The 10,980-nt window shown below is 39.3% G+C and carries 10 protein-coding genes and 1 pseudogene; 4 read left to right on the top strand and 7 right to left on the bottom strand.

From position 1 onward, the window contains the following. Positions 1-51 precede the first annotated feature (51 nt). On the bottom strand, positions 52-1,821 hold the full coding sequence (ggt, locus tag B8983_RS05605; RefSeq protein ID WP_084283150.1) for a gamma-glutamyltransferase: 1,770 nt from the start codon (positions 1,819-1,821) through the stop codon (positions 52-54). A gap of 9 nt (positions 1,822-1,830) precedes the next feature. Beyond that, on the bottom strand, positions 1,831-2,649 hold the full coding sequence (locus B8983_RS05600; RefSeq protein WP_159460829.1) for a phytochelatin synthase family protein: 819 nt from the start codon (positions 2,647-2,649) through the stop codon (positions 1,831-1,833). 176 nt (positions 2,650-2,825) lie between these two features. Between B8983_RS05600 and B8983_RS14430 the strand changes: the two are divergent. After that, a pseudogene (locus B8983_RS14430) lies at positions 2,826-3,384 on the top strand (IS30 family transposase); the annotation flags it as partial. A 277-nt stretch (positions 3,385-3,661) separates the two neighbouring features. Here B8983_RS14430 and B8983_RS14175 read toward each other — a convergent pair. Both B8983_RS14175 and B8983_RS05585 read right to left on the bottom strand, forming a co-directional pair. Next, positions 3,662-4,501 carry a hypothetical protein gene (locus tag B8983_RS14175; RefSeq protein WP_143736106.1) on the bottom strand — a complete coding sequence of 280 codons (840 nt, stop codon included), beginning with the start codon at positions 4,499-4,501 and terminating at the stop codon, positions 3,662-3,664. Positions 4,502-4,559: 58 nt separating this feature from the next. After that, on the bottom strand, positions 4,560-4,862 hold the full coding sequence (locus B8983_RS05585; RefSeq protein WP_084283148.1) for an ElaB/YgaM/YqjD family protein: 303 nt from the start codon (positions 4,860-4,862) through the stop codon (positions 4,560-4,562). Between the two features lie 224 nt (positions 4,863-5,086). Between B8983_RS05585 and B8983_RS14005 the strand changes: the two genes are divergently transcribed. Next, the gene (locus B8983_RS14005; RefSeq protein WP_159460827.1) at positions 5,087-5,251 is read left to right on the top strand and encodes a hypothetical protein; all 165 of its coding nucleotides are present in this window, start codon (positions 5,087-5,089) and stop codon (positions 5,249-5,251) included. Between the two features lie 236 nt (positions 5,252-5,487). Next, positions 5,488-6,225 carry a Crp/Fnr family transcriptional regulator gene (locus tag B8983_RS05580; protein WP_084283147.1) on the top strand — a complete coding sequence of 246 codons (738 nt, stop codon included), beginning with the start codon at positions 5,488-5,490 and terminating at the stop codon, positions 6,223-6,225. Positions 6,226-6,248: 23 nt separating this feature from the next. On the opposite strand, the gene B8983_RS05575 is transcribed toward B8983_RS05580, so the two are convergent. Then, positions 6,249-7,655: an FAD-binding oxidoreductase gene (locus tag B8983_RS05575; protein WP_084283146.1), complete on the bottom strand. Its 1,407-nt coding sequence runs from the start codon at positions 7,653-7,655 to the stop codon at positions 6,249-6,251. A 190-nt stretch (positions 7,656-7,845) separates the two neighbouring features. Here B8983_RS05575 and B8983_RS05570 point away from each other — a divergent pair, with 190 nt between their 5' ends. Beyond that, entirely contained in the window at positions 7,846-8,325 is a 480-nt protein-coding gene (locus tag B8983_RS05570) for an MEKHLA domain-containing protein (protein ID WP_084283145.1), read from the top strand. A 24-nt stretch (positions 8,326-8,349) separates the two neighbouring features. Here B8983_RS05570 and B8983_RS05565 read toward each other — a convergent pair whose 3' ends face one another. Then, the gene (locus tag B8983_RS05565; protein WP_084283144.1) at positions 8,350-9,645 is read right to left on the bottom strand and encodes an MFS transporter; all 1,296 of its coding nucleotides are present in this window, start codon (positions 9,643-9,645) and stop codon (positions 8,350-8,352) included. Positions 9,646-9,677: 32 nt separating this feature from the next. Continuing rightward, positions 9,678-10,952 carry a glutamate carboxypeptidase gene (locus B8983_RS05560; protein WP_084283143.1) on the bottom strand — a complete coding sequence of 425 codons (1,275 nt, stop codon included), beginning with the start codon at positions 10,950-10,952 and terminating at the stop codon, positions 9,678-9,680. Between the last annotated feature and the right edge of the window lie 28 nt (positions 10,953-10,980).

Raw genomic sequence — 10,980 nt, 5'->3', positions numbered from 1 at the left:
ATCTATTTGGGACATTGGTATTACCTATATTAAAAAAGTTCGTCGAAAAAACTAGTTTAATAAATACCTTTGTCCCCCGTTTATGATGTAGAGCCCATGTAAACCACTTGGCGCATCAAAATACTTAATCATATGGGACTTTTCTTTTAGCGAACCAACGACAGAATCCCAGGATCCCATTTGTTCAAGCTCAGTCTCTTTGTTCCTACTTCCAAAATTAGGCAAGCTAATTGCATCTTGAATATTCATATTCCAATCCATCACTGCAACTAGAGTTTTCGCTAGGTAATTAATAATGCCACTCCCACCAGCCGATCCAACATTCATGACTAAATTTCCATACTGATCAAATACTAAAAGTGGTGCCATAGAACTTCTTGGGCGTTTATTAGGTTCCACACGATTCGCTACCAACTTTCCGTCTACCATTGGTGTTAATGAAAAATCAGTGAGTTGATTATTGAGTAAAAAACCATCAACCATAATCCGAGAGCCAAATTGTGCTTCAATCGTATTCGTGAGTGAAACTGCATTCCCCCAAGAGTCAATAACAGAAATATGGCTTGTGCCCGCTGCCTCTGACAAACTATCCGAAGAATACTGGGCTAAAGTACCTTCAGGTTGTCCTGGCAAAGCCTTTTGTAAGGATTTATTCCAGTTGATTTGATCTCTTCTTTTTTGAATATACGTAGAATCCAACATCCCTTTGATAGGTGGCACAACAAAGTCTGGATCAGCAATATATTCATCACGATCCGCAAAGGCTAGGCGCCCCGCCTCGGAAAATAAATGAATGCCTTGCCACGTATTCGCAGGATAGTCAGTCATCGGAAAGGATTCTAAGATGCCCAACATTTGTAAAATAGCCAAAGTACCTGATGAAGGGGGAGGCATGCCACAAATATTCCAGATCCGATAGGTATGACATAAAATTGGACGCTCTTTTGCTTTGTAGCTAGATAAGTCCTTAATCGTCAAATCACCCGGATGAGCATTCTTTTGAACAGCCCGCTCAATATCTCTTGCAATCCATCCCGTATAAAAAGCATTAGCTCCATGCTCTGCGACTTCATTGAGAACCTTGGCTAATTCGGGATTTTTAATCAAGGTTCCGACCTCAAATGCTAGCCCCTGTTGGTCATAAAAATATTTTCTCGATTCAGGATTATTTTTTAAGTAAGGATCTTTTTGAATCAGAATATGAAGACGATCAGATACTATAAAACCCTGCTGGGATTGCTGAATGGTTGGAAGAAGAATTTGCTTCCAAGGTAACTTTCCGTGAGTTTGATGAACCATCTCTAACATCTTTAAAAGCCCTGGAGTACCAACTGCTCGACCGCTCGTCATTGCGTCTTCAAAACGCATCACTTCTCCGCTAGCCGAGAGAAAGCGATCAGGATAAGCTAATGCAGGTGCAGTTTCACGGCCATCATAGGCCTGAATTTTTTTTCTTTTGGCGTCAAAATGTACTAAAAAACCACCGCCACCAATACCCGTAGCATTAGGCTCTGTAAGGGTTAACATCACTGACGCTGCAATCGCAGCATCCGTTGCATTGCCACCCTTTTTTAAAATAGCATAGGCTGCTTGCGAAGCATAAGAATTAGCAGTCGCAACCATCATCGATTTACCAAATGCTAATTTTTTTTCAGCAATCCTAGAAAACATTTCTGGCTCAGGTATCGCAGGAGCAGTTATCAGTGGCTGCGCATACAACAGATTGAAATTTGCAATCATTCCACTGAGAAAAATACCAGAGAATAAATGTACTAATACGATAGCTCTTTGAGGGAGCTCAAACTTAATATTTAATTTCATATTGAGAATTTATAAACCCTCAATCAGGACATAACCCCTATTTTCAATCTTATCAAAGGTATTCATCCCTTTAAAAATGACACTTAGTGGCATCCAAACCCATCCCTGTGCTGCAGGATTAACGTCCATAATCAATATAGAATCAGAAGCCTCATCATAGGCACCTACCGGTGATATATGCGCCCCACCCTTTTGCCCCACATCTTCACGGCGATAATTGACAACCAAGTAATCTCCACTCATTTTTAGGTTTTTAATAAATTCTTGGCGAATATCATTAATACTTGTTTGATCTGAAATGATCCTTAAACTTGTTTTAAGTTGATTCGCACGAAGCATTTCATCAAACTCTCGAAGTTGATAACCGCCGTCTCGAACTAAATTTCCATTAATAAGTACAGGCTCTCCTAAAACTTGCGCTCGCGTTTTACGCCCCTTAAGTATCACAGTTTCTTGCGTGAATCGAGGAACTGTCAGATCAAACCCAGGATTTAAGTTTTTAGAATCTTCAGGCTTAATACGACTAGTATCTCTGGGAAGAGATTGATTTCTTCCATACACGGTATTAAGAATAATAGCTGCCGTAGTTGGACCACAAAAAGCCCGATTAGATTGTGCTTCAAATTGATTCGCGAGTGCCGGAAAATCAACTTTAGCTGAGGCGTTAATTAAACGCGCCAATCCAAGCTCTGAGTTAAAAGGAATTAAAACCGATTGTCCCGCATCAGCAGAGGAGACATTTACTCCCTCTTCTTTCGATAAAGCAAAAAGGGGATTAAATAGCTGAACTAAGAGAAAAATACATAAAAATTTAAAATTAAGAGTCATTTTCAGCATTCAATTTGAACAAGTTTTCTCGACGTTGATTAATCATATGACAATTTTTCAATATAAGATCAATTTTATGACTAGTAGATTCTAATACGAAGTGCAACTTTGAAAAATGAAAGGCGAAAAAGGATGATTTAGTATCTTAGCTTCTCGACGACCAAGTCAAAGTAGCCATGACCTATAAACACCAAAGCCTTGAAGAACGATATCAGATTTATATATTAATGTCAGCCGGAAAAAATAAACAACAGATTGCCGAGTTGCTGGGTCGACACAAATCGACCATTAGCCGAGAGATTGCGCGCAATACTGACGGTCGAGGTTATCGACCTCGACAAGCCTGTTTATTAGCCTAGGAGCGCTCTCTAGGCTCTCGTAATGCTTCTCAAATTAGCGCTGAGAAATGGTCTCAGACAGTGGACTGCCTTCAGATCAAGTGGAGTCCCGAACAAACTGCAGAGGAGGTTCGGGTCAGCCATGAGACGATTTATCGACATATTTACGCCGACAAAGCCGCTGGTGGAAGCCTTTGGAAAAAAATGCGCTGCCAAAAGAAACGTAAGAAACGATATGCAATTGGTCAAGAACATCGGGGGCAAATTGTCGCTAGAAGACCTAGTAGTAAACTCCCTGCCTATATTGAAGAGAGAGTACAGGTTGGTCATTGGGAGGTTGATGCCATCATTGGTGCCAACCACAAGCAAGCTATTGTTACTCTCGTTTATGGCAAACTCAATATTGTTGTAACACTCAAGAACTTGGCTCTACCTAATAGCCAAAGTCTTTTGATAGAGAGATCAACAATTTTTCCCTACATTTTATTAGCGAGTTTTAAATCATTTAGTTCGCTACTCATCAAAGCAACCTTCACTCCCCACTCTTTATTTATAAGACTTATTGAAGTTTAAATTTTGAGATAGCTCAATATTTAATAACTAATTTAAAATACACTTTTCTCATCAATGTAGTAATTTCTTGCACTTACAACATCCTTATCCAATTCCTAGAGTTATCGATTCATCCACCGATAATTTTGATGCATCATCATTTGATTCATCATATTTTGTTGCATGCCCATATAGCGCTCCAACATATATTGATGGCGCTGAAGCTCTTCGGGAGTCATTTCAGAGTAATACGAGCCTATTGGACCTCGTCTGCCTAGATATCTACCATCCATCATGTGCCCACCACGGTTACAACAACTAGTCAAACCTTGTCCCCATATCTCTTGCATCACCTTAGCGTTGCTTTGCATAGTGGCCCAATGCTCCCCTAAGAGTCTTTGCCTTTCTGAAAAGTCAGTTGTTCTATGAATCTGATCCATTTGTTCTTGCATTTTTTTAAAGTTCTCTTGAAATATAGTTACTTTCTGATTGAACTCATCAACATTAACTAATTTAGTCTCGGATTGCGTGCTGGATGTTTTAGCTAATCGCCAGCTCATCGCTACTCTTAAGGTCTTGCCCGCCTTAATTTGAATTTTCTGCTTTTTGCTAACTCCACCATAGGTACCGATTAATTGATAATTACCTACTGGTAAGTTTGCTAAAAACAAGGGGCCATCAATGATTTCATCTAAAGTAATCTCATCATTGCTATTGATGATTTTGAGTTGGACTCCAGATATCCATGCATCTCGATTGTTTAAATATTCTGAAAACTCAATACTCAAAGGCCAGTTTTTAGCTTCAGATCGAATGGCTTTAGCCTCATCCTCACCGATGCCGCCCATCACGAATGTAATATTATTGCGCTTTAATACCTCAGGAAGTTGTGCATATCCGTAAACTGATATACCCAAGAGCGCTACGAGGGCTATTAAACTATTACGAAGATAGTTGCTCATTTCGATTCCTATTCTGTTCATCATGAACTCAATTTCAACAGTTGTCTAACAACTCCAATTATTTACGTGCGAGGATTGCACCGACTAAACCACCAACCAAAGCAGCAAGTCCTAAAGACATCATGGGACGTTTATGAATGCTAGATTGAGTTTTACAAATAACTTGTTCACCTGTTTGCACAACCTGAGATTTAATAGTATTAATCTGATCTAAAGCCTGATTTAAAAGAGCTACTCCAGCTGCTTTTAAATCTACAGCATCTTTCTCACTTACTTCGCTTACATCACTCATCAGCTTTTTAGCATCTGAAATAAGTTGCTCAAGATCTTTTTGAATCTGCACAAGGCCGTCGTAATTCATATTTACTCCATTCTAAAAATATCAACATATAAGAGGTCATGGAAGGAATGTTGAGGTCACGTTATTAGAGTGATTTAAATCATTTAATTTGCTACCCATCAAAGCAACCTTCTCTCCTCACGCTTTATTTATAAGACTTATTGAAGTTTAAATTTTGAGATAGATCAATATTTAATAACAAATTTGAAATACACTTTTCTCATTAATTAAGGGGGAATGTAATCATGAAACAACCAACAGATACAATAAAAATGACTGAAAAGTTATTAAACGATGAGCTAATCAGTACCAAGTTATTTGATAACTATAACTTTCAATATGTGTTTACCAAAGAAATACAACGACAAGTCAAAAGTGAAACTCAAGATTGTCAAATCAACCCCGAATAAATCTTGATTCTAAGTATTTGATAGTGAGATGACAATCCTTTAATTGAGGTTGCTTCGAACCAATTCGGGTAAGAAAAAATATTTGCGATAACCAGAATTAACCAGTTTCAAAATAGCATTTAATTAAGATTTTTAAAATGCATTGAATTGACATATATCAATTCATTTGTAGAGCATCTTTGTATTCTGATTAAACTTTCAAAGTGTTTTCAACAATACATGCCAAAGGATTAAATATGCAAAACTCTTTAAGAATGAATGGCATACACCAAGTCCATTCCATTAGTGAACGAGAGCATCAGCCCAATAATTCTTATCTCAACCACATCAGTACATGCTTTTTCCGAAACAAATCTATTGATGCTCAAAAATTAAAGATCAAAAAAGGGGACTCAATATTTAACAACGGCGATGATCATCAACACCTTTATATCATTCGTGTTGGCTTCATTAAGATTGAGAATTGCCTTCCTAATGGTCAATATCAGATTACGCAATTTGGAATGTCAGGGGATTTACTGGGGCTAGATGGGATTGCTGATGGTAAACATCATTTAGCTGCTTATGCGCTTAATGATGGAGAACTATACGCTATCAATGTAAAAATACTTCATGCAGCCATGAACATGGATCATTCACTACTAATGACCATTACACAACTATTAAGTTCTGCCCTAAATCATAGTCAACAACATATCTTTTCATTGAGTATGCACACTGCAGAAAAAAAATTAGCTTACTTTTTAATCGATTTTCGTAACTCTCTCAATCGCTTATGTATGCGCACCGATACAATCACGTTACCAATGAATCGAGAAGAACTTAGAAGCTATCTAGGTATGACTTTGGAGACTCTAAGTCGATGTTTTACCTATTTAGAAAGAAAGGGCTATATCTTGGTTCGAAACCGAGATATTACTTTTTTAGAACCTGGAAGGTTGGAGCAGTTTTTGGAGATAAATCCAGAAAAGTAAGGCTTATTAATTATTTTTTTACTTTACGACCTTAAAATCTTTCCTGGGTTCAAGATGTTTTTAGGATCCAAGGCCTGTTTAATAGAATGCATCACTGCTATAGCACCAGATCCATGTTCTTCAATCAGGAAATCGATTTTGTGCATACCAACGCCATGTTCTCCCGTACAAGTTCCACCCAGTTTTAAGGCTCGGTGAACAATGGCAGAATTTAATTGTTCTGCTTCTGTGAAATCTTGTTGATTGAGTGGGTCGAGGACTAATAACACATGGTAATTACCATCCCCAACATGACCTAAAATAGTAGCGGGTAAGTAGGAAGCATCTAGATCTTTTCTGGTTTCTTCAATGCACTGTGCCAGCTTTGAAATAGGCACACAAACATCGGTTGTAATAATCCGTGCGCCGGGTTTTATTTGAAGGCAAGCAAAATAGGCATCATGTCGTGCCTGCCACAACCTTGATCGATCCTCTTGATGAGTCGCCCATTCAAAGTCTTGTCCACCATGATTTTTAGCGACTTCTTGGGCAAACTCGGCTTGCTCCTTTACAGAACTTGTTGAGTCTGCAAACTCAAAAAAGAGAGTTGGTTTCTCTTGTAAAGAAAGCTTACTATACTGATTGATCGCTTGAATGGCTAATTCATCTAATAATTCGACCCGTGCAATAGGGATACCACTCTGAATGATTTCAATCACTGTTTGAACTGCGTCAGTGATATTACTAAAACAACAAATCCCAGCAGCAACCTCCTGAGGTATGGGATAAATCTTCACCGTAATTTCAGTAATAATCCCCAGCGTGCCTTCACTGCCGACAAAGAGCCTTGTTAAATCATAACCTGCCGATGATTTTTTAGCCTGAGTACCTGTCTTAATCACTTCACCATTGGCCAATACAACGGTTAAAGCTAAAACATTTTCACGCATTGAGCCGTACCGTACGGCATTTGTTCCGGATGCCCTAGTAGCCGTCATACCACCGATAGAAGCATCTGCACCCGGATCAATAGGAAAGAAATATCCAGTATCCTTTAACTCAACATTTAGCTGTTTACGTCTGACCGCCGGTTGGACTGTAGCTGTCAAATCTTCTGTCTGTATCGCTATCACTTGATTCATCTGATTTAAATCCAACGAAATTCCACCATGAATCGCCAACACATGCCCTTCCAAAGAAGTCCCTGCAGCAAATGGAATAATTGGCACTTCAAACTGATTACAAAGTTTTACCAACGAAACAACTTCATCGGTTGAATTGGCGAATACTACTGCCTGAGGTAGTGTTAATGGATAGGTAGATTCATCCCTACCGTGGTGCTCTAAGATAGCCATAGCAGTAGTAAAGCGTTCCCTAAAAATAGCTTGAAGTTCTAAAATCAAAGCATCAGGTAACTGAGGAGGTAATTGAATTACATCGGTTGTTGGCATATCAAATCATTCCTACTTTTATTTTTTCGTTTTTTTAGCTTGTCAGTAAGTAACTCGTTGAAAAACTGTAGCCAAATTAATGCATCTTGCAAATAATTTACTTAGTAAATATCATACTTCATCGACCACAAATCAAATATGCTCGTCCTAAATTGATTCTTTATTATTTTTTCTGGGAACTCTCTTAATCATGATGCATGCAGAAGAACCCTGCCAGGCCAACAACTATCACAATGAGATAGCTCACCTCATCGTTAATTCTCATCAACAATGGACTGGCAAGCATCTGATTCTTTCAAAAGAAGAAAGGCATCTAGGCAGAATTTTGTACGAAGCTCCTTTTGTGATTCTAGCCCATGATCGTGCAGTAGATCCCGTGTTCTTTTACGGGAACCTTATGGCACAACAAGTCTTTGAGATGACTTGGGCTGAATTAATTCAATTACCTTCAAGATATTCAGCCGAGTTTGCAAATCAAGCGGCTCGACAATATCTTCTTGATCAAGTTGCTTCCAAAGGTTTTATAGATAATTACACGGGAACGCGTATCTCAAAAACAGGCCGCAGGTTTCAAATCGAAAATGCCACAGTTTGGAATCTCATGAATCAAGACAATGAACACATTGGTCAAGCAGCCACCTTCAAAGAAGTACTTCCTGTAAGCGATTAGGTATTTTGGTAATGTATTAGTCTATCAACTTATCGCAGGTTTTTTGATAGCTAAAATGACGATCAGAGCGCCCATAAATAATGTAACCGCAATAACATACAATCCAAGGGTGGGACTACCTGTGGCTTCTTTAATAGAACCAACCATCATGGGACTTACAAAACCAGCTAAATTTCCTAATGAGTTAATCATGGCAATTCCAGTAGCGGCAGATGCGCCTCCCAAAAAAGCGGTTGGAATCGTCCAAAACAATGGCAGACTAGTGAGGATTCCTGCAGTTGCAATCGATAAAGCAATCATCCCTAATAGTTCAGAATCGCTAAAAACTCCTGCGAAAATTAACCCGACTCCACCCAGAATAGAGGCGATTGCCGTGTGCCAGCGACGCTCACCCATTCGATCAGAACTGCGACTCACTAAAATCATCATGACTGTAGCAACGCCGTAAGGGATGGCAGTGAGCAAGCCGATATCTAGCACATTTTTAACACCCATCGATTTAATGAGTTGTGGCAGCCAGAAACTAACGCCATACAAACCCATCACAAAGCAAAAATAGATCGTTGCCAAGACCCATACTTTGCTATTTTTAAAGGTATGCATGATGCCGTGATCAGAAGCCTCAGTCTGATCATTTTGAATACGCTCTTTTAAAAAATTTTTTTCATTTTGAGTTAACCATTTTGCTGCGTCGATACTATCGTCCAAGTAAAAAAACACACAAACGCCCATAAGTATCGAAGGAATCCCTTCTAACAAAAATAACCACTGCCAACTTGACCAGCCATTCACACCTTCAAAGACTTGCATAATCCAACCAGAAAGAGGTCCACCAATCACTCCTGATAATGCAACTGCTGTCATGAATAAAGCAATCACTCGACCACGCCTCTCGGAGGGAAACCAATAAGTAAGATACAAAATAATTCCCGGAAAAAATCCAGCTTCAGCGGCACCTAAAAAAAACCGTAGGAAATAGAAAACTTCTGGACTATTCACCAGCATCATGGCTACAGAAATCACTCCCCAAGTAATCATGATGCGTGCAATCCAAATTCTGGCACCTGTTTTATGCAAAATAATATTACTGGGTACTTCAAATAAAAAATAACCAATAAAAAAAATGCCCGCACCAAGCCCATAGACAGCTTCACTAAACTGTAAGTCGCTTAGCATTTGTAATTTTGCAAAGCCTACATTCACACGATCCAAATAGGCCACCACGTAGCATAAGAATAAAAATGGCACTAAGCGCCACAAAACTTTTGCATACACTTTAGCCTCGATGGGAGATTGAGAAGATGTTTGTATGTTTTTCATAGCTACTCATTGAGGAGGAAATTATTGAAGCTCTAAGGACCACTCACTTTATTTTGAGAGATATCCATAATCAGGCGTGAGAGTAAATACATTCTTGGCGTAATAGAGCTTAACAAAATATACTCATCATCGTTAGAGTGCGCTCCAAATCCTTGTACTCCCATACTTTCTATCACTGGATTTTGGGTATCTAAAGCGGCAAAGGCAGCGTCCGTGCCACCACCAGCAGCCACAGTTCCTAAAACCAACTCACGACCTAGCTCTGCATACACTTTCTTGGCATGTTGTGCCATTTGTAAAGACTGTGCACTGGTCAACAAAGGAGGACGGCGGCGTTCAAACTGTAAATCGATTTTAGTATCAGGAATTTGTTGAACTTTGACCCGCTCTCTAACCTGTTTTTCAACGACATCAAAATCCTCTTTTTTCATGACGCGTACATCCGCTGTAGCAAAAGCAACGGCAGGTATTACATTACGATTAGAACCCGCTGTCGCTAAGGTCCAATTCATTTTGATACCTTCCTTAGCATCCGACAAATCTCGCATTTGCTGAATCTGGAAAGAAAGTTCTTCGAGCGCATTACGGCCTAACTCTGGAGCTGACCCAGCATGTGATGCCTTACCAGTGATATTCAAATTCACTGCAGCAATCCCTGCAGTAGTAAGCGCAACCCGATCAGATTTAGCTTGGGAAGCTTCACAGGAAAAAGTGGCATCATGCTCCGCGCCAAGCTTTGAAAAATAGGCGCGAGCCGCCGGTGAACTAATTTCTTCATCACCATTAATTAATACAGTAATTTTTCCATAATGATTAAACTTCAACTTTTTTAGACTCTCAATGGTGTGCAGAATTAAGGCAATTCCTTGCTTATCATCAGAGATTCCCAGACCATAAGCGCGATCTCCATCGATCCGAAATGGTTGCTTAGCCAACATTCCTCGAAGATACACGGTATCCATATGTGCGATTAAGAGTATTTTTTTTGTCCCAGTACCTTTAAATTCTGCTTTGACCATGCGCCCAGGCTTCTCAGGAGTATCATGCATACGATAGGTGTTCGCACCGGCTTCTATAAACTCCACCTGTCCACCTAATGCTTTGAGTCGGTTAAAAATCAGTTGCGAAATTTTATCGAGTCCTTCTCGATCTCTACTGCCAGACTCAATCGAAACTAATTCTTTTAAGGTAGATAGATAAGGCTTATGCTCTTTTTCAACTACTGAAAAAATAGGCTCTTGTGGAGTAGCTAGAGCTAAAGTAGAACAGCTCATTAGAGCGCAAATTAATAAAGTACTTTTTTTCATTTTCACTCCAATGGATAAAAGATATTAC

The organism is Polynucleobacter kasalickyi (assembly GCF_900176405.1).
GTDB classification, from domain to species: domain Bacteria; phylum Pseudomonadota; class Gammaproteobacteria; order Burkholderiales; family Burkholderiaceae; genus Polynucleobacter; species Polynucleobacter kasalickyi.
Note: the sequence above shows the minus strand (reverse complement) of the source record. Positions and strands in the feature narration are given on the sequence as shown.

What these genes read in the sequence shown, in the direction of transcription:
- B8983_RS05580 (WP_084283147.1), top strand. Translation starts at nt 5,488, where the DNA reads ATGCAAAACTCTTTAAGAATGAATGGCATACACCAAGTCCATTCCATT.
- B8983_RS05575 (WP_084283146.1), bottom strand. Translation starts at nt 7,655, where the DNA reads ATGCCAACAACCGATGTAATTCAATTACCTCCTCAGTTACCTGATGCT.
- B8983_RS14175 (WP_143736106.1), bottom strand. Translation starts at nt 4,501, where the DNA reads ATGAGCAACTATCTTCGTAATAGTTTAATAGCCCTCGTAGCGCTCTTG.
- B8983_RS05600 (WP_159460829.1), bottom strand. Translation starts at nt 2,649, where the DNA reads ATGACTCTTAATTTTAAATTTTTATGTATTTTTCTCTTAGTTCAGCTA.
- B8983_RS05560 (WP_084283143.1), bottom strand. Translation starts at nt 10,952, where the DNA reads ATGAAAAAAAGTACTTTATTAATTTGCGCTCTAATGAGCTGTTCTACT.
- B8983_RS05585 (WP_084283148.1), bottom strand. Translation starts at nt 4,862, where the DNA reads ATGAATTACGACGGCCTTGTGCAGATTCAAAAAGATCTTGAGCAACTT.
- B8983_RS05565 (WP_084283144.1), bottom strand. Translation starts at nt 9,645, where the DNA reads ATGAAAAACATACAAACATCTTCTCAATCTCCCATCGAGGCTAAAGTG.
- ggt (WP_084283150.1), bottom strand. Translation starts at nt 1,821, where the DNA reads ATGAAATTAAATATTAAGTTTGAGCTCCCTCAAAGAGCTATCGTATTA.
- B8983_RS14005 (WP_159460827.1), top strand. Translation starts at nt 5,087, where the DNA reads ATGAAACAACCAACAGATACAATAAAAATGACTGAAAAGTTATTAAAC.
- B8983_RS05570 (WP_084283145.1), top strand. Translation starts at nt 7,846, where the DNA reads ATGATGCATGCAGAAGAACCCTGCCAGGCCAACAACTATCACAATGAG.